This is a genomic window from Nocardioides sp., from assembly GCF_036493135.1.
GTDB lineage: Bacteria > Actinomycetota > Actinomycetes > Propionibacteriales > Nocardioidaceae > Nocardioides.
This window is the reverse complement of sequence record NZ_DASXQG010000060.1, coordinates 21452-41289: the sequence shown is the minus strand read 5'-3', so window position 1 is coordinate 41289 and position 19838 is coordinate 21452. Positions and strand designations below refer to the sequence as shown.

General features: G+C 69.1%; 20 protein-coding genes. 13 read left to right on the top strand and 7 right to left on the bottom strand.

Going from position 1 to position 19838, the window contains the following annotated elements; genetic code table 11:
* Nucleotides 1–203 precede the first annotated feature (203 nt).
* On the top strand, nucleotides 204–686 hold the full coding sequence (locus tag VGJ24_RS10745) for a pyridoxamine 5'-phosphate oxidase family protein (protein WP_331500575.1): 483 nt from the start codon (nucleotides 204–206) through the stop codon (nucleotides 684–686).
* 135 nt (nucleotides 687–821) lie between these two features.
* Here the strand turns inward: VGJ24_RS10745 and VGJ24_RS10740 are convergent, their stop codons facing one another.
* Both VGJ24_RS10740 and VGJ24_RS10735 read right to left on the bottom strand, forming a co-directional pair.
* Entirely contained in the window at nucleotides 822–1340 is a 519-nt protein-coding gene (locus VGJ24_RS10740) for an NUDIX domain-containing protein (protein ID WP_331500573.1), read from the bottom strand.
* Between the two features lie 252 nt (nucleotides 1341–1592).
* Nucleotides 1593–2087 (bottom strand): hypothetical protein, encoded by a 495-nt coding sequence (locus VGJ24_RS10735; RefSeq protein ID WP_331500572.1) that lies wholly within the window; start codon nucleotides 2085–2087, stop codon nucleotides 1593–1595.
* 202 nt (nucleotides 2088–2289) lie between these two features.
* Here VGJ24_RS10735 and VGJ24_RS10730 point away from each other — a divergent pair, with 202 nt between their 5' ends.
* Both VGJ24_RS10730 and VGJ24_RS10725 read left to right on the top strand, forming a co-directional pair.
* Nucleotides 2290–3489, top strand: coding sequence for a sensor histidine kinase (locus VGJ24_RS10730; RefSeq protein WP_331500571.1), 1200 nt, complete (start codon nucleotides 2290–2292; stop codon nucleotides 3487–3489).
* Entirely contained in the window at nucleotides 3486–4154 is a 669-nt protein-coding gene (locus VGJ24_RS10725; RefSeq protein WP_331500570.1) for a response regulator transcription factor, read from the top strand. The genes VGJ24_RS10730 and VGJ24_RS10725 overlap by 4 nt, the downstream gene beginning before the upstream one ends.
* A gap of 39 nt (nucleotides 4155–4193) precedes the next feature.
* On the opposite strand, the gene VGJ24_RS10720 is transcribed toward VGJ24_RS10725, so the two are convergent.
* Together VGJ24_RS10720 and VGJ24_RS10715 are read right to left on the bottom strand one after the other, a co-directional pair.
* On the bottom strand, nucleotides 4194–5510 hold the full coding sequence (locus VGJ24_RS10720) for a 2-oxo acid dehydrogenase subunit E2 (RefSeq protein ID WP_331500569.1): 1317 nt from the start codon (nucleotides 5508–5510) through the stop codon (nucleotides 4194–4196).
* 2 nt (nucleotides 5511–5512) lie between these two features.
* Nucleotides 5513–7690 carry an alpha-ketoacid dehydrogenase subunit alpha/beta gene (locus tag VGJ24_RS10715; protein ID WP_331500568.1) on the bottom strand — a complete coding sequence of 726 codons (2178 nt, stop codon included), beginning with the start codon at nucleotides 7688–7690 and terminating at the stop codon, nucleotides 5513–5515.
* A 126-nt stretch (nucleotides 7691–7816) separates the two neighbouring features.
* Between VGJ24_RS10715 and VGJ24_RS10710 the strand changes: the two genes are divergently transcribed.
* Genes VGJ24_RS10710 through VGJ24_RS10680 form a run of 7 tightly spaced genes read left to right on the top strand, consistent with a single transcriptional unit; the run spans nucleotide 7817 to nucleotide 13964 of the window.
* The gene (locus tag VGJ24_RS10710) at nucleotides 7817–8329 is read left to right on the top strand and encodes a VOC family protein (RefSeq protein WP_331500567.1); all 513 of its coding nucleotides are present in this window, start codon (nucleotides 7817–7819) and stop codon (nucleotides 8327–8329) included.
* Complete coding sequence (locus VGJ24_RS10705; RefSeq protein WP_331500566.1) at nucleotides 8326–9024, top strand: GntR family transcriptional regulator; 699 nt, start codon at nucleotides 8326–8328, stop codon at nucleotides 9022–9024. Before VGJ24_RS10710 ends, VGJ24_RS10705 begins: the two co-directional genes overlap by 4 nt.
* The gene (locus tag VGJ24_RS10700; RefSeq protein ID WP_331500565.1) at nucleotides 9021–9476 is read left to right on the top strand and encodes a (2Fe-2S)-binding protein; all 456 of its coding nucleotides are present in this window, start codon (nucleotides 9021–9023) and stop codon (nucleotides 9474–9476) included. Before VGJ24_RS10705 ends, VGJ24_RS10700 begins: the two co-directional genes overlap by 4 nt.
* Complete coding sequence (locus tag VGJ24_RS10695; protein ID WP_331500564.1) at nucleotides 9473–11503, top strand: molybdopterin cofactor-binding domain-containing protein; 2031 nt, start codon at nucleotides 9473–9475, stop codon at nucleotides 11501–11503. The genes VGJ24_RS10700 and VGJ24_RS10695 overlap by 4 nt, the downstream gene beginning before the upstream one ends.
* Before the next feature lie 5 nt (nucleotides 11504–11508).
* Entirely contained in the window at nucleotides 11509–12135 is a 627-nt protein-coding gene (locus VGJ24_RS10690) for a carboxymuconolactone decarboxylase (protein WP_331500563.1), read from the top strand.
* A gap of 2 nt (nucleotides 12136–12137) precedes the next feature.
* Entirely contained in the window at nucleotides 12138–13070 is a 933-nt protein-coding gene (locus tag VGJ24_RS10685) for a hypothetical protein (protein ID WP_331500562.1), read from the top strand.
* 36 nt (nucleotides 13071–13106) lie between these two features.
* Nucleotides 13107–13964 carry a hypothetical protein gene (locus VGJ24_RS10680; protein ID WP_331500561.1) on the top strand — a complete coding sequence of 286 codons (858 nt, stop codon included), beginning with the start codon at nucleotides 13107–13109 and terminating at the stop codon, nucleotides 13962–13964.
* An 83-nt stretch (nucleotides 13965–14047) separates the two neighbouring features.
* Here VGJ24_RS10680 and VGJ24_RS10675 read toward each other — a convergent pair whose 3' ends face one another.
* Entirely contained in the window at nucleotides 14048–14488 is a 441-nt protein-coding gene (locus VGJ24_RS10675; RefSeq protein WP_331500560.1) for a VOC family protein, read from the bottom strand.
* Between the two features lie 237 nt (nucleotides 14489–14725).
* The gene (locus tag VGJ24_RS10670) at nucleotides 14726–15286 is read right to left on the bottom strand and encodes a GNAT family N-acetyltransferase (protein WP_331500559.1); all 561 of its coding nucleotides are present in this window, start codon (nucleotides 15284–15286) and stop codon (nucleotides 14726–14728) included.
* Between the two features lie 163 nt (nucleotides 15287–15449).
* Here VGJ24_RS10670 and VGJ24_RS10665 point away from each other — a divergent pair, with 163 nt between their 5' ends.
* The 3 genes from VGJ24_RS10665 (at nucleotide 15450) to VGJ24_RS10655 (ending at nucleotide 18046) form a co-directional block, all read left to right on the top strand.
* The gene (locus VGJ24_RS10665) at nucleotides 15450–15788 is read left to right on the top strand and encodes a hypothetical protein (protein ID WP_331500558.1); all 339 of its coding nucleotides are present in this window, start codon (nucleotides 15450–15452) and stop codon (nucleotides 15786–15788) included.
* A 412-nt stretch (nucleotides 15789–16200) separates the two neighbouring features.
* The gene (locus VGJ24_RS10660) at nucleotides 16201–16722 is read left to right on the top strand and encodes a hypothetical protein (RefSeq protein ID WP_331500557.1); all 522 of its coding nucleotides are present in this window, start codon (nucleotides 16201–16203) and stop codon (nucleotides 16720–16722) included.
* A 364-nt stretch (nucleotides 16723–17086) separates the two neighbouring features.
* On the top strand, nucleotides 17087–18046 hold the full coding sequence (locus tag VGJ24_RS10655; protein WP_331500556.1) for a DUF389 domain-containing protein: 960 nt from the start codon (nucleotides 17087–17089) through the stop codon (nucleotides 18044–18046).
* A gap of 630 nt (nucleotides 18047–18676) precedes the next feature.
* Here the strand turns inward: VGJ24_RS10655 and VGJ24_RS10650 are convergent.
* On the bottom strand, nucleotides 18677–19738 hold the full coding sequence (locus tag VGJ24_RS10650) for a hypothetical protein (RefSeq protein ID WP_331500554.1): 1062 nt from the start codon (nucleotides 19736–19738) through the stop codon (nucleotides 18677–18679).
* Between the last annotated feature and the right edge of the window lie 100 nt (nucleotides 19739–19838).

The window sequence follows — 19838 nt, the reverse complement described above, 5'->3', positions numbered from 1 at the left end:
GTCCCGCGGACGGGGGGATCGATCGGAATCGACGACGACCTCTTCCCGGCCACGCCGGGTCGGGCAACGGCGACGCCGCGCGAGCCGGAGACGAAGCCTCAACGACATCTTGCCCGCGGCCCCGGACGATCTCGAGCAACAGCAAGACCTGTGGATCAGCGTGCGAGGATGAACGTCTTTGCCGAGCACCCGGGAGTCGCACCGTGAATCAACCCAACGACCTGGGCGAGATGGCGCGGCACGTCATCGATACGAACAGATATCTGACCATGGGTACGACCGAGCCCGACCAGCGACCGCGGCTGTCGCCCGTGTACTTCACCCACGTCGACTATCGCGACTTCTTCTGGGTGTCCTCGCCCGCGGCCCACCACTCCAAGAACATCGCCGCGCGACCGGAGATCGTCATCGTCATCTTCGACTCCACGGCGTCGATCGGACAGGGCCAAGCGGTCTATGTCTCCGCCCAGGCCTCGGTCGTCGCTGACGATGAGCTGACGCGGCGCTGCGCCGAGGCGTTTGCTCGTGTCGATCCTGGAGCCAAGCGGTTCGAGGCGCACGAGCTCAGCGGCGGGGCCGCGCTCCGGCTCTACCGCGCTCGCGCGACCAGCTTCGAGGTGCACATCCCCGGCCGCGACCCGGTCTACGGCACCGGCGTCGATACCCGCCGCCTGGTCACCCTCTGAGCTGGAGGCCCGAACTTTCCGGTACGGATACTGGAAGGACACATGGCACGAGTACACGCTGGCATGGCTGTCTCGGTGGACGGCTTCGTTGCTGATCGCAACGGCAAGGCATGTGCGGATAGGTGTCCAGGGAGATCACAGGCCGAGCATCACCGGCGTGCCCGGAATGTCACCGGCGATCAGCGCCGCCAGCGGTGTGGCCATGTCACGGGGTGAGAACAGGTCGGTTCCGCCGTATTCGGCGATGTCTCCGTGCCTCCACCATCGCATCCCGGTGATGTGCTCGGCGGCGAGGTCGTCATCGGACAGGGCGCCGCGGGGATCAAAGCGCGTGGTGCGGACGAGGAAGTAGTCGTTGACCACCCCGTCGTAGCCGTCCACATGGCCGGGAGCGACGACCTCCTGGTGCCACACGTGAGGCGGGTGGGCGTCGATCACAAGCCCCGTCTCCTCGTGCAGCTCCCGGCGCAGTGCCGCCAGCGGCAGTTCACCGGGCTCGATGCCGCCGCCGGGAGCCGCCCATACGACCGTGGCGACCGTCGGTACGGCTGGATGCGGGGAGCTGAAGCGGCACAGCAGGACACGATCATCATCGGCCAGGATGACCGCCCGGACGGCACGTCTTAGCCTCGCCCCGGCAGGCGTCTCGTTCATCTACAGATCCTCAGGGCGTCGGCGGCCGGGCAGCAAGCCGGACGTGGTCACCAACGCTCATCGGCCAAGGCACCCGGGAAGGGTGAGCCGGGTCGTGCCAAGCGAGCGACCACGAGTCCTGAGCCCCGTCGGCCGTGGAAGCGCCACGGTGTGTGCGTGGCCGGCGGCGGTGTGACTCAGGTTCGCGCGGCTCGAACGCGCGAGCCGCCGGGCTGCGATCAGCTCTGATCGACGGCCCGGCGGCTCCGGAGGTCAGCGCAGAGTGATCGTGATCGGGAAGGTCTTGCCGTTGGTGGCGGTGACGGCGATCTGGCCGCCGGCGGTTTGGTAGCGGTCGGTGCCGCCCAGGATCGGGAGGGCGAAGGTGCCCGGACCGGACTTGCCGGACCGCGTCGTGCCGGAGGCCATGATCTGGCCGTGGGCGAGGTGGAGGACGAACGTGCACAGCTGGTCGGCACTCGTCTTGCCGACGCGGGCGGTGGTGCAGGTGCCGACGAAGGAGCCCGCGTGGGTTCCGTGGTGAGTCAGTGAGCCCGTGAACAGGTCCTGGTCGCCGGCGCTGAAGCCGCTCTTGCCGAGGTCGAGGTTCGTCTCGCTGCCGTGGTGGCCACGGACCGTGAACGACGTGGCCCGTTGCGAGTCGGCGGTGCCCGCGGACGCCGTACCGGTCGCGGCGAGGGTGGCCGCGGCACCCGCGCCGGCCGCGACGGCGGTGACACTGGTGATGAGAGTTCGGAAGGTGAACATGTTGATACCCCTTGCTGAGTGCCGCGACCGTCGCGGCTGGCAGGAACGTAGGAGCGCGGGTACGGCGCGCGCCTCGGCCCACAGGCGGTTCATGGGCCGCAGACGGCGGATCCGTGGGCGTGGCGATTCCCCCTGGAGTGGGAGCGACGACCCATCTTCAGAGGGACGCGTACCGGCCTGACCTGCAGATATCGTGCGGGACATGACACGAAGTGACCTCGTCTTGGGGCTGCGCCGAGTCGCGCTCGACTGGCTGGCGCCGACGGTCGTCCTGGTGATCGGCATCGTCAACATCTCCCAGCAGTCGCGCTCGGCCGCCTATCCCGGCCCGCCGGGGCGGCACCTGGCCTTCCTCGTCGTGGCGGTAGCCGGACTCGGCCTACGACGTCGCGCACCGCTGCTCGCACCGCTCCTCACGATTGCCGTGGTGACCTGGTGGACGACGCTGTGGCCGGTCGGCACCCAGGGGCCGTTCGAGGGCTTCGTGCTCATGGTCGGCGCGGCCTACTGCCTCGGATCGCTCCGCGACGCTCGCAAGCTCACGATCGGGGCGGGCGCCCTCGCCGCATGGTTCGTGATCGGGTTGTTCGTCGACCTGGTCGGCGGCCGGGCCGGCGACCTGGCGCCGATCGCGGTCTGGCTGACAGTCGGCTTCGGAGTCGGCTACCTGATCAGCCGCCGCACCGAACAGGCCCGGCAGGCTCGGGAGGCCACGCGCGTCCTGGCGGCCGAGCAGGAGCGGCAGACCGCCCGTGCGGTCGAGGACGAGCGCGCCCGCATCGCCCGCGAGCTCCACGACGTCGTCGCCCACGGTCTGTCGGTGATCGTGGTGCAGGCCGGAGCGGAACGCCGTTCCCTGCACGGCCCGAACCTCGACGAAGAGTCCATCGACTCCACGCTGGGGTCGATCGAGCGGGCCGGCCGCGAGGCGTTGGTCGACCTCCGGCGCCTGCTGGGCCTGTTACGACGCACCGACGAGCCTGTGGCACTGTCTCCGCAGCCCGGCCTGGCCCAGCTGGACGACCTCCTGTCGTCGGTTCGAGAGGCCGGGCTGCAGGTCGACGTCGACATCTCCGGCGACCGGTCGCAGTTGCCGCCCGGCCTCGACCTCACGGCGTACCGGATCGTCCAGGAGGCCCTGACCAACGTGCTCAAGCACGCCAACGCGCAGTGTGTGCGTGTCGGTGTCGCGTTCCAGCGCACTCACCTCGACCTCGAGGTCAGCGACGACGGGAGCTCGGGCCCGCGCAACCGGTTTGCCATCGCCGGGCCGGGGCACGGGCTGATCGGCATGCGTGAACGGGTCAACGTCTTCGGCGGCACCATCAGCGCCGGCACATCCACCGGTGGCGGCTGGACTGTCCATGCGCGGCTGCCGGTCACGGCGGTAGGTGTCGGATGACGGCCGACGACCCGCTCAGCATCGTGATCGCCGACGACCAGCTCCTGCTGCGCGCCGGCTTCCGCAAGCTGCTCGACGGCGAGGACGGCTTGGACGTGGTGGGCGACGCCGCCGACGGTCAGGAGGCGCTGCAGCTGGTCGAGCGGCTGCGGCCGAACGTCGTGCTGATGGACATCCGAATGCCCGTGCTCGACGGGATCGAGGCGACCCGGCGGATCAGCCAGCGGTTCCCAGAGACAGCAGTGCTGGTCCTCACGACGTACGACCTCGACGAGTATGTCTTCGCCGCGTTGGACGCAGGCGCGAGCGGGTTCCTGCTCAAGGACTGCCCGCCGGACGAGCTGACGTCTGCGATCCATGTCGTCGCCCGCGGCGACGCTCTCATCGCACCTTCCATCACCCGCCGGCTGATCGCGGAGTTCGCAGGACGTGCGGCCCGGGGTACGCCTGGGGAGCTGCCGTCGATCTCCGAGCGCGAGCGGGAGGTGCTGATCGGAGTCGCCCGCGGGCTGAGCAACAGCGAGCTCGCCACCGAGCTCTTCATCGGGGAGGCCACCGTCAAGTCCCACGTGAGCAGCCTGCTCAACAAGGTGGGCTGCCGCGATCGGGTGCAGCTGGTGGTCAGGGCCTACGAGGCCGGCCTGGTCACCCCCGGCTCTCCGTAGCGAGTGATCGCTCACCAGCCCGTCAGGGGACCGAGACAGTCAGGCCAGGATGCGGGCGGGGTGCTCGAGGAGCTCCTCCAGTACGCCGAGCCACCGCGCGGCGATGGCGCCGTCGACCGGACGGTGGTCGACCGACAGGGTCAGACTCATGATCTGGCCGGGTACGACGGCGTCACCCTCGACCACGGGCTTGGATCGGACCGCGCCGACGGCGAGGATCGCGGCGTGCGGTGGGTTGATGACCGCGGCGAACTCCTCCACGCCGTACATCCCGAGGTTGGTAACCGAGATCGACCCGCCCTCGAGCTCGTCCTGCTTGAGCTTCCCGTTGCGAGCCCGCTCGGCGAGGTCGCGCGCTGCTGCCGCCAGCGCGGTGGCGGTCAGGGCGCCGACGTCACGCACCACTGGCGTCAGGAGCCCTCGGTCGGTGGCTACCGCGACGGCGATGTCGACGGTGCGATAGCGGCGTACGGCGTCGGGCGTCCACGTCACGTTCAGCTCCGGCACGCGTTGGTGGGCCGCCGCGACGGCCTTCACGACGAGGTCGTTGAGCGAGACCTTGGTCGGGGCGTCCTGATTGATCTCCTCGCGCAGCGCGAGCAGGGCCTCGGCTCGCACCGTCGCACGCAGGTAGAAGTGCGGCACCTGCTGCTGGCTCTCGGAGAGCCGGCGTGCGGTCACGAGCCGGATGCGCGAATGCGGGATCTCGTCGTACACCGCCGTGTGAGCCGGTGGTCTCGAGGCATGCGCCACGGCGCCTCCCTCGGCCGCCGCGGGGACCCCCGTGGCCGGACGACCTGCCACCGCCGCGTCGACGTCCCTTCGCAGGACGCGTCCGCGCGGGCCGGTGCCGGTGATGTCCTCGAGCGTGAGGCCGGCGCCCTTCGCGATCTTCCGTGCGAGCGGGCTGGCGAAGACGCGGCCGTTCGCCGCCGAGGTGTGACTGTCTCCGCTCGCGCGCGAGCGCGCCGCGCGGCTCGCTGCGGTCGGCAGACCCGGCTCCGCCGGCTCTGTCGGTCCTCGCTCGGGCACGTCTCGTCGCTCGGGGACCACCACGTCCGTGACCGGCTCGACCCCCAGAGACGTGAGCAGCGCGTCGACATCGTCGACCTGCTCACCGGGGTCACCGAGGACCGCGATCGGGTCGCCCACGTCGACCTGCGCGCCCGGCGGCACGAGGGTCCTCAGCATCCGGCCGGCGGCATCCGCCTCGATGTCGACGGCTGCCTTCTCGGTCTCGACCGTCGCGATCGCGTCGGCGACACCGAAGTCGCCGGACTCCTCGACCAGCCACTCGGACAGCACCGCCTCGGTCGCGTTCGCCGCGACGCCGGGCATCCGCAGGACCCGCGCCATCGTCAGTACCTCGCGATCTCGGCCAGCGCGGCGACGACCTCGTCCTGCTGAGCGATCGCGGCGCGTTCGAGCACCTTGCTGATCGACGGCGAGGCCTCGCCGCCGGTGACCCGCCACACCGGCGCGTCGAGCAGGTCGAAGAACCGGCGGTGGATCTCGTCCGCCAGCCACCCGCCGTACGACGTGCCGATCGCGCCCTGCTCGGCGATCAGGACCTGGTTGGTCTTCGTCAGGCTCTCCTCGATCGTGTCCCAGTCGATGCTCGCCCGGTCGAGCCAGCGCAGGTCGATCACCTCGGCGTCGACCTCGCCGTACTCCTCGACTGCCGCCAGCACGTACGGCGTCATGCCGAGGTAGGTGAGCACCGAGACGTCGGAGCCCGGCCGGCGCACCGAGGCCCTGCCGACGGGGAGGCAGTAGTCCCAGTCGTCGACCGGCCCGGGCCCCGACGTGCTGTAGAGGTCGACGTGCTCCAGCACGACGACCGGGTCCTGGAGGCGGAGCGCGGTGTTCAACAGCCCGACATAGTCGTACGGCGTGCTGGGCGCGACGATCCGCCAGCCCGCCGAGGTCGCGAAGATCCCGGCCGGGTCCATCGAGTGCTGTGAGCCGTACCCGGTACCCATCGCGACCTTGCTGCGCAGCACGAGAGGCACGCCGCCGGTGCCGCCGTACATGTGTCGCGCCTTGGCGATCTGGTTGAACAGCTGGTCGGCGGCCACCCACATGAAGTCGGCGTACATGAACTCCACGACCGGCGTGAACCGGCCGTCGAGGGCGATGCCGCCGGCCAGTCCGGCGAAGGCGTTCTCGCTGATCGGCGTGCCGAGGACGCGACCCGGGAAGCGGTCGGTCAGGCCGCGGGTCGCACCGTTCGTCCCGCCGTTGAGGCGATGCACGTCCTCGCCCATCACCACGATGCGGTCGTCGGTCTCCATCCGGCGTCCCATCACGGTGGCGACCGCGTCGATGAACTTCGTCTCCGCCACCGACACCGACGCCTCATCGGCGACGACCGGGGCGTCGTCGAGCTCGGAGAGATCACCGCGAACGCCGACGTCGACCCAGTCCGTGTCCGGCCACTCCGCCGACTTGATCCGGCGCTGGCCGGGCTTGCCGTCAGGGTCTGGCTCGAGCAGCACCGAGCCGATCTCGTCCATCACCGCCTTGGCCTGTGCGACCGCCTGCGCGGTCTCGTCCTCGGTGAGCACCCCGAGCCGGACCAGCTGGGCGGCTGTCTGCGTCAGCGGGTCGCGTGCCCGCCACTCCCGCTCCTCCTCCTTGGTGCGGTAGCCGAACGCGCTGCCGGCGAAACCGCCGTTCTGGTGGAAGAAGCGATAGGTGTCGGCCTCGATCACCGTCGGACCCTTCCCGCGCCGCATCCGCTCGACCGCCTCGGTCATCGCGAGATGGACCGCCAGCGGGTCCATCCCGTCGACCTTCCAGGCCGCGATGCCGAAGCCCGGACCGCGCGAGGAGAGCCGCGGCTCACCGGTGGCCTCCTCCACGGTGGTCGAAACGGCGTACCGGTTGTTCTCGATGAAGAAGCAGGCCGGGAGGTGCCAGGCAGAGGCGAGGTTCATCGTCTCCAGCGTCGAGCCGATGTTCGTGGCACCGTCGCCGAAGTAGGTCACCGACACCGCGTCGGACGCCGCCTGCCGGTGCGCCCACGCGAACCCGGCCGCCTGCGGTACGCCCCCGCCGACGATCGCGTTGGTGCCCATGGCGCCGGCCTCCTTCCACTGCAAGTGCATCGACCCGCCACGCCCGTGTGACCACCCGCGGTCGAGACCGGCGATCTCGGCCAGGGTGCGCAGCAGCACCTCACGTACGTCGTCGCTCGGCGGCGCGAGCGGATCGAGGCCCTTGGGTTCGACGTGGTGCAGCGCCTTGGCCAGGAACTGGTGGTGGCCCCGGTGCGACCCGTTGACGGAGTCCTCGCTGGTCAACGCGAGCACCGACCCGACTGCCCCACCCTCCTGGCCGATGCTGGAGTGCGCGGGTCCGTGGATCAGAGCGGCACCGGCGAGGTCGAGGACGTACTGCTCGAACGCCCGGATCCACACCAGCTGGGCGTAGATCGTGCGCAGCAGGGCGGGGTCGGCGGCGTCCCAGTCGGCATCCGTGGCGACGACCTGCACCCAGGGCGAGGCCGGCTGCAGCGGACGGTGGTCGGGCATCTGGCCTCCTTCGCTCTCCAGATGCACCATGACACAGGATTGGATCCAAAATCCAGCCATTGCCCTGGACATCACGCTCAGCGGCGTGGTTCTCTGAGGATGTTGGGATCCCATCTGGAGGTGTGCATGGCCCTGCCGGGACTGCGGCGGCTGGACCACATCGGCTTCACCGTGCCCGACCTCGACCAGGCCCACCGCTGGCTCGTCGACGTGCTCGGGTGCGAGTACCTCTACTCCCTCGGCCCGTTCCGCCACGACGACAGCGACTGGATGACCACGCATCTGAACGTCCACCCGCGGGCGGTGATGGTGGAGAACCGGTGGTACCGCCTCGGGGCCCAGGCCGTCTTCGAGGTCTTCCACTACTCCTCCCCGGACCAGCACGACGCGATGCCGCGCAACAGCGACATCGGCGGGCACCACGTGGGCCTGTACGTCGACGACCTGGACGCCGCGATCGAGCACCTGCGGGCCGCCGGCGTCCGAGTCTCCGACGGCCCCACCGCCAGCACGGGGCCGGCGAAGGGCAACCGCTGGATCTACTTCCTCGCGCCGTGGGGGATGCAGTTCGAGCTGGTCTGCTACCCCGACGGGAAGGCGTGGGACCGCGAGCACTCGCGCGAGAGGGTGGAGGCGTGAGCACGACCGACGAGGTGCCGGTGGTCTCCGAGCCGTCGACCGATGCCGTGGGCGCGGCGTCGGCGCGCGTGGCGGCGTACCTGCGCGACCTGATCCTGCACGACGCCCTCGCGCCCGGCGACCGGATCCGGCAGGAGGAGATCGCGGAGCGGTTCGGCACCAGCCGGCTGCCCGTGCGCGAGGCGCTGCGGATGCTCGAGGCCGAGGGCCTGACCGAGCACGAGCCGAACAAGGGCGCCCGGGTGCCGCGGCTGTCGATGCACGAGGTCGACGTCGTCTACCGGATGCGCGAGCGGCTGGAGCCGCTCGCACTGAGCGAGAGCCTGCCGCTGCTCAGCGACGACGACCACGCGCACCTCGAGGAGGTGCAGCGGCAGGTCGAGGCGAACACCGACCTCGACCGCTTCCTCGACCTCGACCGCGAGTTCCACCTCAGCACCTACTCGGGATGCCGCATCGACCCGCTGAACGCCATGGTGACGCGGCTCTGGAACTCCACCCAGCACTACCGCCGCGCGTTCGTGGCGCTCGGGGGTCAGGCGCGGATGTGGGTGGTCAACGCGGAGCACCGCCTGCTGCTCGACGCCGTCGTACGACGCGACACGATCGACGCCGAGCGGTTCCTCGAGGGGCACATCCGGCGCACCCGGATCGAGCTCGGCCACCACCCCGGTGTCTTCGGGGAGCAGCCGTGACCTCGCTGACCGTCAACGGCCGGCAGGTCGAGGTCGACCGAGCCGACGACACGCCGCTGCTCACCGTGCTGCGCGACGCGCTCGGACTCGTGGGGTCGCGCTTCGGATGCGGCCAGGGGCTGTGCGGCGCCTGCGTGGTGCTGCTCGACGGAACGCCGGTGCCGTCGTGCGACACCCCGCTCTGGCAGGCCGCCGAGTCCACCGTCATCACCGTCGAAGGCCTTGCGGCCGATGGGCCGAACCCGGTGCAACAGAGCCTGATCGACCACCAGGCGGCCCAGTGCGGCTTCTGCATCTCGGGGATCGTCGTGCGTGCGACCGCCCTGCTCGACGAGACGCCCGACGTCTCGGCCGAGCAGGTCGCGTCGGCCCTCGAGCCCCACCTGTGCCGATGCGGCACCCAGCAGCGGATCGTGGAGGCGGTGCTGGCGGCGAGGGGAGTCCCGGCATGACGGCCATCCGGCAGCGGACCACTCCCGCCCACGTCCAGACCAACCCGCGGCTCGGCACGTGGATCACGGTCCGGGACGGGTGCGTCGACGTCCACGTCGGCAAGGTCGAGCTCGGCCAGGGCATCCTCACCGCGCTGCACCAGATCGCGGCCGACGCCCTGGCGCTGCCGCTCGACCGGGTGCGGGTGCGTCCGGCCCGGACCGACGGGCCGGACCAGGGGACGACGGCGGGCAGCCTCTCCGTGTTCCAGTCGACGCCGGCCCTGCGGTACGTCGGCGCGGCGGTCCGCCGGCTGGCCGGTCCCGCCGACGGCGACCTGACGGAGTACCTGGACCGGGTGAGGGCGATCGACCCCGACACCGACCTGACGACCGTCGACGTCGACCCTGCGGTCGCGAGCTCGGCGGTCGGCACCGACGTACCGCGGCTCGACATCCCCGACAAGGTGCTCGGGCGGCCGCGGTTCCTCAGCGACCTCCGGCCGGAGGGTCTGCTCCACGCCCGGGTCCTGCGTCCACCCTCGCCGGCCGCCACGCTGGGTGCGCTGCCCGGCGGCTGGTCGTCCCCCGGGGTGTCACTGGTGCCCGACGGCTCGTTCCTCGGGGTGATCGGTGTCCGCGAGGACGAGGTCGACCGAGCGCTCGTCGCGCTGGCGAAGGCGGCCACCTGGGACGAGCACGACTCGCTCCCCGACGAGGACGACCTCGCGGCGTACCTCCGATCGGCGCCGAGCGAGCCCGAGGTCATCGTCGACGACGGCCCCGGCGAGCCGACGCACACGGCGTCGTACTCCAAGCCCTACCTGGCCCACGGCTCGATCGCGCCGAGCTGCGCAATGGCACGCTGGAGCGACGACGGAGCGACGGTGCACGTCTGGAGCCACAGCCAGGGCATCCACGCCCTGCGTCGGGCGATCGCCGCCGCCCTTCCGCTGGACCCGTCCGCCGTGAGCGTCGAGCACGTCGAGAACGCCGGGTGCTACGGCCACAACGCCGCCGACGACGCGGCCTTCGACGCCGTCCTCCTGGCACGCACCGTCCCCGGTCGCCCGGTGCTGCTGCGGTGGACGCGCCGCGACGAGCTCACGTGGGGTCCTCTCTCACCGGCGATGACCTCGACGGTCTCGGCGCGCCTGGTCGACGGCCTGATCGAGGGGTGGTCGTACGACGTGTGGAGCCAGGGCCACACCTCGCGTCCGGGGTACGCCGGCCAGCCCGGGCTGCTGGCGATGGCCCACCGTCGGGGCGGAGCCCCCCTGCCACCTGCGGCGGACCCGCCCGCGGCAGCCGGATTCGGCGGCCTTCGCAACGCCATCCCTCTCTACGACGTCGGCCGCCGCCGGATCACCGGGCACCGCGTCACCGAGGCACCGCTGCGCACGTCGGCGATGCGCGCGCTCGGCTCGTACCTCAACGTGTTCGCGATCGAGTCGTTCATGGACGAGCTGGCCGCCGACGCCGACCTGGATCCGGTCGACTTCCGACTCGCCCACCTCGCCGACCCCCGCGCCCACGCGGTCGTCGAGCTGGCCGCGCGCGCGTCCGGTTGGGGCGAGCCGCTGCCCGACTCGACCGGCCGCGGTGTCGGCTTGGCCCGCTACAAGGAGAACGGCGCGTGGTGCGCGGTGGTGGCGGAGGTCGAGGTCGAGACCGACGTCCGGGTCCGACGGCTCACGGTCGCCGCGGACCTCGGGCTGGTGATCAACCCCGACGGTGCGCGCAACCAGCTGTCAGGTGGTGCCGTGCAGTCGACCAGCTGGACCACGGTCGAGCGGATCCGCTTCGACCGGCGCCGGGTCACCAGCGACGACTGGGAGAGCTACCCGATCCTGCGGTTCCCCGCGGCGCCACGTGTCGACGTACACCTCGTCGACAGCGACCAGCCGCCGCTCGGTTCCGGTGAGGCGGCGCAGGGACCCACCGCGGCCGCGATCGCGAACGCCGTCCACGCCGCGCTCGGCGTACGCGTCCGCGACCTGCCCCTGACTTCCGAAGCCATCGTCAGTGCCATCGAAACCGAGGAGTGAGTCAGATGCCCGAGCAAGCCATCAGCTACGTCGCGCTGGAGGACATGGACGCGCGGATGCAGGAGGAGATGCAGAGGTGTGCCCGCGAGGGCACGCCACGCCCGGAGAGCTCGGCGGTGCGCGCCCATGTGCCGGCGGCGTTCTGGGCGTTCGCCGACTCGTGGAAGGCGATCTTCCATGAGGGCGTCTGCGACCACGCCATCAAGGACCTCTGCCGCGTCTACATCTCGCGCACCGTGAAGTGCGAGTTCTGCGGCAACCAGCGTTCGATCAAGGCCGCGGCCGCCGGGCTCGAGGAGATGCAGTACGACGACCTGCTCAACTTCGAGGGCTCCGACCGGTACGACGAGCGTCAGAAGGCCGCCCTCTCCTACGCCCAGGCGATCGCCTGGGGCGAGCAGGACCTCGACAGCCTGTGGGGGCGGCTGCGCGCCCACTTCTCGGAGGAGGAGCTGGTCGAGCTCGGGAACTTCATCGCCCTCACGTTCGGCCAGCAGAGCTGGATCCGGCTGCTCGGCATCGACCACCACCAGTACCTGGCGGGCACCGACGCCTCGATGGCTCCCGGGTTCCGCAGCGCCGAGGAGCTCACGGAGACGAAGGCCAAGGACGACTACTGGGCCAAGCGCTGACGATGACCGAGCAACGCATCGGTTGGCGGGCCACGGACGAGGAGGTGCTCGTCGAGCAGCTGCCGGGCTCGGACCGGCCGGCCCACTACTTCCTCGTCGAGACGCTCGACGGCCTGTACACGCCGTACGCGCTTCGCCTGCCGCACGGACCCGGGCCGCACCCGTTCGTCCTCATCGCCTACGGCAACGGTGGCGGTGGCATGGCTTGGCTGCGCGACCGCGTGCACCGGTTCCGGTACGTGACCGACGTACTCCTCGACGCCGGTTACGCGTGCGCGTGGACCCGCTACCGCACCGAGGTCGAGCTCGGCTACCAGACAGGCGGCGCCCTGCGCACGGACATCCGGCAGGGCATGGGACTCCTGAACCGTGCGCCGCTGGAGTACGAGGACGAGGTCGCGATCCTCCGCCACGTCGCCGAGCACCCGGCCATCGACGCCGCACACCTGTTCCACCTCGGCGTCAGTCACGCAGGCGAGATGCTCTTCAAGCTCCTCTCCCACTACCCCGGTCTGCTGCGAGCCGGAGTCGCGGCGGAGCCGGCCAACCACGAGTTCCTGACCCTCGGCCTCGACGACGCGCCGACGGTCGAGATCACCGACGGCCTGCGCAACATCGAGAGCCTGGAGCTGCGCAGTGTCGAGCGTGCCCGTGCCCGGATCACCGACCCCGACGAGGTATCTCGTCGACTCGACGGCGTCGACATCCCGGTCCTCGTCCTCGGCCGCGAGCAGGACGAGCTCCAAGGCATCTTCCGCCTCACCTACGACCTCCTCGCCGAGAAGCGTGACGACGCCGAGTGGCGCTCCTGGTCACACGACATCCACGGCTACATCTACCCGGAGTCCGACCCGCACGGCGTACCCCAGGCCGACGACGTCCAGCGCGAGGCCCTGGCCGTGATCGTGGACTTCCTGGACCGCCACCGCGCCTGACCCGATGCCACGCGCGGACCGGGCTAGGGTCCGGGGGTGTCTGCGCTGCTCACGCCGAAGGTCATCGACCAGGAGCCCAGCGACTATGTTCGCCGGCACTGCACCGTTGTCGCTGAGTTCGGCGCCGCCACTCAAGACTCAGGAAATGTGTCGTGGCTGGTCGACACACCGCAGGGCCGCTACTTCGTCAAGACCGCCGGGCCTACCGGCGAGCAGGCGCCTGGCTCCCCGACTCCCTACCTCGATCACGGCGACCGAGTCGGACTCTTGCGCAACGCGGTCGATCTGGCCTCCTCATGTCCACACGTGGCCCTGCCACGTCTTCTCAACGTCATCGAGTCGCCGTCAGGCCCCGGGCTGGTGTACGACGCTGCACCTGGGGAGCTCGTCCACGTCCCCCCAGATCGGCGAGCGGACCCGAACTCCGCCTATCAGCGGTTCGCCCACCTCCCGGCCGATGACCTGCTCTGCCTTTTCGACGTTCTCGTCGACCTACACAGAGCCCTCGCCGCAGCCGGATGGGTGGCCTGCGACCTCTACGACGGTTGTCTGATCGTCGACTTCGAAGGGCCATCTCTGCGAGTCATCGACCTCGACACCTACCGTCGCGGTCCGAGCGTCAACGACATGGGCCACATGTTCGGATCCTCCCGGTTCATGGCACCCGAGGAGCTCGAGATGGGCGCAGTCATCGACCAGCGCACGACGACGTTCACGCTGGGCCGGCTCATCTGGCACTTCGGCACACGTCTGACCGAACAAGCCCCACGCTTCTGCGGCCCACCTGCTCTCGCCCGGGCCGTCCAGCGGGCCTGCCGGCCGAGGCCGGCCGACAGACATGCCAGCGTCGCCGCGTTCGCTGACGCATGGGAGGCCGGGCGCTCCCTCCCGTGACACGTCGATCCCAGCGCACCTGGACGCGCGCCACCACGCGCCGTTCCGCGGCGATCGACACACGTGGGCAACGAGCACGCGCGTCAGCCGATCTTCTCGAACAGGGACACGATGATCCCCTCGGGCCCACGCACGTAGGCCATCCGCACGCTCTTCTCGTACTCGCCTATGCCTCCCACCAGCCCGTACCCGTCCGCAGCCACCGCGTCGACGGCCGCCTCGAGGTCGCCGACCTCGAAGGACACGTTGCGCAGGCCGAGCTCGTTGGCCATCGCCGTGGGCGATCCGGGCACGTGGTCGGGCGTGACGAAGCTCGCGAGCTCCAGCCGGGACCCTCCGTCGGGCGGCCGCAGCATCGCGATCTCACAGTGCGCGCCCGGGATGCCGCAGACGGTCTCCGCGAACTCGCCCTCCACGGATCCGGTGCCCTCGACCTCGAGACCCAGTCCGACGAAGAATGCCGTCACCGAGTCGAGGTCCGCGACGGTGATGCCGATGTGGTCGAATCGTCGTACGTGTGCCATGGGATCCATCCTCCAATGGTTGGCTTCTCCGTTCGATGCTGGGACGGAGCCGCGGCTGGGACCTCGACATGTTCTTGCCGCAAAGGGGAGGTACGGCGTGGCCAAGCTGATCTACTCTGCGCTCGCATCGCTCGACGGATATGTCGAGGACCAGCGCGGCAGCTTCGAGTGGGCGGCCCCCGATGCCGACGTGCATGCGTCCATCAACGACCTCGAGCGGCCGATCGGAACCTACCTCTACGGACGTCGGGACGGCTCCCACTGCCGCCTGAGCAGCCCGAACACCCATGAGTCCGACACCTCACCGTTCACGACGCAGTCCTCCCGCAGCGTCCCTTCCCGCACGAACCCGAGCTTCTCCAACACGCGAGCAGACGCGGCGTTGCGGGTATCGGCCTCGGCCTGGACTCGATTCAGGTCGAGCGTGTCGAACGCCCACTGCAGCAAGGACCGCGCGGCCTCCGTCGCGTAGCCGTGGCCCCATGCCACATCGTCGAGGCAGTAGCCCAACGACGCGCTGCGATAGTCCGGGTTCCACCGCGTCAAGCTGCACCAGCCGAGGAACGACGAGTCGGAGACACGGTCTATGGCAAGCCGCGCGCCGCTGCCCTCCTCCGCCATCTGCCGGCTTGCCGTGAGGAAGCGCTCGGCGCGCGCACGCTCGCTCCAGGGCGGCGAGTCCCAGTAACGCAGCACATGGGCGCTGCTGTGCAGCGCGTAGAGGGCGTCCGCGTCCAAGCTCGTGAAGGGGCGCAACCGCAGGCGAGCGGTGTGCAGTGTGGGGGTGGGCATGGGCATGCGCGCCATGGTGCCGTGAGATGAGGTGCGCGGGACAACCCAATACGCGATCCGCCCGGTCCTCCCCGCCGCACGGACGCGGCGGAGTGACGCGGCGGCCTGCATCGCCAACGGTTGTCGTCAGGCCGGGCCGGCTGTCGGTGTGTAGTGCCAAGATGGGAGCGTGGCGTCGGACTCCCGCATGGTGGCATTGGGATTCGGCAAGTTCGCACGTGCGGACCGCATCTTCGCGCTCGAGCGAATCACCGGCGAGGACCGCGGTGATGGCCGCCGCACCCGAGTCTGGATCGATGGCGTCGCCGACCCGTTGATCGCCTCGCGGACCGAGGTCACCATCCTTCGGGACATGGGTCAGGAGTCCGCCATCTCCGGACCCGAGCTCGACGAGGCACTCGATCTTGCCGTGCGTTTGGCAGCTGCGGCCGACGAGGGTCGGGTAGACCTGAGCGACCTTGGTCGTCGGGCACGGCGCCTTCTGGCCTCGACGACTGCGTCCGCATAGGACTCGGTCGCGATTCCGTCCAGGACGGTTGCGGAGGTTCCGGTCGCGAAAGGGCTCGAGGACGGCGTCGAGGACGGCGCTCATCTCACGGGCCTCGTCGGCTGTGAGCCACACGTCGGCGTTGGTGAGGCGGCGACGTTCTGCCACTCCTCGGGTTCGTTGCGCTCGCCGGCGATGAACTCCTCGGCCACCGTCCGGCTGCGTTCGAAGAAGGCCAGGCCTACGGTGAGGTGGTACGCCGTCGCGCTCGGGCTGTCCGGTGAGCTCGGCGCGGCAAACGTCAGTCCATCCAGTGGCGGCCGATCATCAGTTTGTTGCCGGTACGGAGTCGGTGAGCAACGATGGATCGTGTCTGGGAGTGCGTGGTCGGCAAGCTCGCCTGCCGTCCTGGGCGAACGAGCTGGGAGTTTGGGTGGTGCCTTCCGACATGAGGGTCTGCCCGCTCTGCGCTGAGCGCATCGAGGCGGCGGCCGTGAGATGCAAGTACTGCGGCTCTGCCTTGCCTTCACTCAGCGAACCGCCGTCTGTCGAACCTCAAGGCGACAAGGAGGTCCTGGGTCGCGAACCGAAGGGATCGCGCAGTCTCATGACGGCGGGAGGGATTCTTGTTGTCATCCTCGTCGCCTACGGTGCGATTCTCGTGGTGTCGAGTCTCCAACCCCAGCATCACCGACCCGAGCGCCACGCGGTGGAGTTCAACATCTTCGTCAAAGTCGAGAACGCTTGCGAGGAGGACGGCGGCGAAGCCGTCACCACCGACCTCAACGGCACTCCGATGGCTTTCGCGACACCCGACGGGCCGGAGCGTTTTTGGTGCGTGTCGAAGAAGTACCTGACCTCGATCGGTCACAGTCATCAGGAGCCAATGCCGCCCGTCTCGGAGGTCCCGCGCGAGTTCAGATGGCGGTGGCCGTCGACCAATTTCGGGCAGTGATCGATCGAGGGTTCTGCCGGCACCTGGAGCCGTGAATGTGGGCGGTTGCAACGACTTCTTCCTACCGCGAGCTACTCGCAACCTGCACGTCACGACAGGCGGACCGGGGGACAACCCACCCACCGTCGCGGTGACTCGGATGGTGGCCGACAACCGAACTATCGCGGCTGCGATCCTCCACGAGGCCATTTGAAGCGGCGGTAGGTCGCCACATCGCCTGCCTGTACTCGCGGCACTTTCTGAGCATCCGGCGCTGCTTGCCGATGTCTTTGCCCCGTCCACGGTCCGCCGAGAACAAGGAGAGTGTGTTTCTGCACAGGCCGCTCGTATCCGTGGCTCCCTTCTGGTGCGTCAGACTGTGGCGATGCTCACGCTGCGCATCTCCGCTCCGAGCGATCTGACCGAGCAGGTGCTCGACATCGTCGGTGAGGACCCTGCGGTGAGCAGTCTGGCCCTCATGCGGGGCGCCTCATTGCAACCTGCCGGCGACATCGTCCTCGTCGACATCGCCCGGGAGGCGGCCAACGAGATCGTCGGGCGGCTCGAGCAGCTCGACGTCTCCCGACTCGGTTCGATCCACATCGAGCCCGTGAGCAGCTGGTTGTCCGAGTCCGGGTTGGCCGCCGAGAAGCACACTCCGGGCAGCAGTGCTGACGCCGTCGTCTGGGCCGAGGTGACTCAGCGCGCGTACGCGGAGTCAGAGCTCAACTGGACCTACCTGTCGTTCATGACGCTGGCAACGCTCCTGGCCGGTATCGCGATCATCCTGGACACCCAGATCCTGGTGATCGGCGCGATGGTGCTGGGTCCGGAGTTCGTGGCGATCGCGGCCTTGGGCCTGGCGTTGGTACGGCGGCGACGCGACCTGGGTTTCTACGCCGCGCGAACGCTCGTGCTGGGTTTCGGGATCGCCATCGGGCTGACCACGCTCGCGGCTCTGGCCGGTCGCGTTCTGGGCTGGATCGCTGTGCAGGACATAACAGGCGCCCGGCCAAGCACTGACTTCATCTATACCCCTACCAAGTGGTCGTTCATCGTTGCGCTCATCGCCGCAGCGGCGGGAGTCCTGTCACTGACCTCGGCCAAGACCGGCGGTCTCTCGGGGGTCTTCATCTCGGTCACGACCGTGCCCGCCGCGGGCAACATCGCGCTTGCTCTGGCGTTCGGCCTGCCACACGAGATCTGGGGCAGTGCAGCCCAATTGCTGCTCAACATCAGTGGCATGGCGGTCGCGGGCTGGGCCACCCTCGCCTTCCAGCAGGTCGTGTGGTCAAGGATGTCGGCCCGACGCGCACGAGGTCTACGCCGAGAACAACGAAACTAGCGCCCGACGGTGCCTCTCGATCTCGACGGCCAGCGGGGCTCCACCTCTGCTGACTCTCACACATCTGCAAACATCGGGCATGAGCACGGGCGCCCGTGTCTCGAGACGTCAAAGTCGAGAACGCCTGCGAGGAGGACGACGGCGAAGCCGTCACCGCCGACCCCAACGGCACTCCGATGGCTTTCGCGACACCCGACGGCCCGGAGCGTTTTTGATGCGTGTCGAAGAAGTACTGACCTCGATCGGTCACAGACATCAGGAGCCAATGCCGCCCGTCTCAGAGGTCCCGCGCGAGTTCAGATGGCGATAGCCGTCGACCCATTTCGGGCAGTGATCGATCGAGGGTTCTGCGGGCACCTGGAGCCGGGAATGTGGGCGGTTGCAACGACTTCTTCCTGCCGCCACCTACTCGCAACCTGCACGTCACGACAGGCGAACCGGGGACAAACCGGCAGCGTCGCGCCACTCGGATGGTGGCCGACACCTTGCTCGCTCCGCAGACAATTGCGAGTGCGAACCCTCACGACGAGTATCAGCCGGCGAGTTCTACGACCAGGACAAGATGAGGCACCTACCCGGCGGTGTGACGCGCTTGTTGTTGGCGGCATCGTGGACGAGTGACCGTGAGATCTAGGCGGCCTGGACCTTCGGATCAGTGTCGGGCCTCTTCGCCGGTGCACGCTCAAAGTTTGGGGCGCCCTCGTTCCTCCGGTCGATCGTCTGGAGGCTCCAGAAGATGCCGAGGAGACCGATCAGGATCGCTTCCACCATGAACGTTGCGTGGTCATCCCACCAGCCGGAGAAGAGGTCGAGCGTGTCGCCACCCTTGATGATGAGCGCAGCCAACGCCATTGCCACCGCAATTGCCGCGTAGAACCGCGACCACTTCTTCGCGGCTGGATGGCCACGCTTAGCTTCCTTGGCCTTCTGGCGGGCGGCAGACCCGACAGCCACGATGATGAGGACAACAGCGATATTCGCTGACCATGCATGCAGCTTGTGGTTGAAGGCACTGTCGAGGTTGTCGGCGTCCTGGTACAGCACGGTGTAGATGATGACGACCAAGAGCGACAGCACCCAGGTGATCACGTAGGCACGCAACGCCTCCGAGTTCGGTCGCCGGTCGTCCTTAGGGTTCTCTTCAAACCTCTTCTGTGCGTTGCGGTAGGTGATCCAGCCGGCGATCGGGATCACGATCAGGAGCACCCAGAGCATGAATAGGAGTGCGCTGAAACTCCGTGCGACCGTCGCCGCGTTCGCCTGGATCAACGCGTTATCGGCTATCTGCTTAGACTCCGGGCTCGAGACTGTGCGCCCGGCCGAGGTCCGAATGCTGCAGTAGTTCGCGTCCAGCGTGGGGACAAAAGCCACGACTATCAGTAGCAGGCCTGCCAGGTTCAGAGTTGCGTCCTCGATCGCTGTCTTGCCCCACATCACGATCATCGCGAAGCCGATGACCAGTAGAGCGCCAACGAACATCGGTCTGACCGGCGTGTAGTAGTAGGCGCTCAGCGACCGCTGCACGCAGGCCTGCGGAGAGTTCACGATCTCTCTCCACACCGCGAAACCGAGAGCGAGAATCACAGCGACCACGCCGACACGGATCGCCGTGTACGTGCGGAGAGCCACCGGTGGAACTGGCGGAGCCTTCGAACCCTCGTCGGGCGCGGCGTTCCCAAGCGTGTCAGACATGACGATCCCCTCACGGCTTGGCATCGCCTGTGCCACGCCGCTGTGTCGAGTGTCCTCGACGCCAGCGCAAAAGGGAACGGGCTGGGCCAACGCGAACCGG

Coding starts and splice junctions, on each gene's coding strand:
- VGJ24_RS10730 (WP_331500571.1), top strand. CDS start 2,290: ATGACACGAAGTGACCTCGTCTTGGGGCTGCGCCGAGTCGCGCTCGAC.
- VGJ24_RS10690 (WP_331500563.1), top strand. CDS start 11,509: ATGCCCGAGCAAGCCATCAGCTACGTCGCGCTGGAGGACATGGACGCG.
- VGJ24_RS10655 (WP_331500556.1), top strand. CDS start 17,087: ATGCTCACGCTGCGCATCTCCGCTCCGAGCGATCTGACCGAGCAGGTG.
- VGJ24_RS10720 (WP_331500569.1), bottom strand. CDS start 5,510: ATGGCGCGGGTCCTGCGGATGCCCGGCGTCGCGGCGAACGCGACCGAG.
- VGJ24_RS10715 (WP_331500568.1), bottom strand. CDS start 7,690: ATGCCCGACCACCGTCCGCTGCAGCCGGCCTCGCCCTGGGTGCAGGTC.
- VGJ24_RS10685 (WP_331500562.1), top strand. CDS start 12,138: ATGACCGAGCAACGCATCGGTTGGCGGGCCACGGACGAGGAGGTGCTC.
- VGJ24_RS10670 (WP_331500559.1), bottom strand. CDS start 15,286: ATGCCCATGCCCACCCCCACACTGCACACCGCTCGCCTGCGGTTGCGC.
- VGJ24_RS10650 (WP_331500554.1), bottom strand. CDS start 19,738: ATGTCTGACACGCTTGGGAACGCCGCGCCCGACGAGGGTTCGAAGGCT.
- VGJ24_RS10725 (WP_331500570.1), top strand. CDS start 3,486: ATGACGGCCGACGACCCGCTCAGCATCGTGATCGCCGACGACCAGCTC.
- VGJ24_RS10735 (WP_331500572.1), bottom strand. CDS start 2,087: ATGTTCACCTTCCGAACTCTCATCACCAGTGTCACCGCCGTCGCGGCC.
- VGJ24_RS10710 (WP_331500567.1), top strand. CDS start 7,817: ATGGCCCTGCCGGGACTGCGGCGGCTGGACCACATCGGCTTCACCGTG.
- VGJ24_RS10740 (WP_331500573.1), bottom strand. CDS start 1,340: ATGAACGAGACGCCTGCCGGGGCGAGGCTAAGACGTGCCGTCCGGGCG.
- VGJ24_RS10675 (WP_331500560.1), bottom strand. CDS start 14,488: ATGGCACACGTACGACGATTCGACCACATCGGCATCACCGTCGCGGAC.
- VGJ24_RS10695 (WP_331500564.1), top strand. CDS start 9,473: ATGACGGCCATCCGGCAGCGGACCACTCCCGCCCACGTCCAGACCAAC.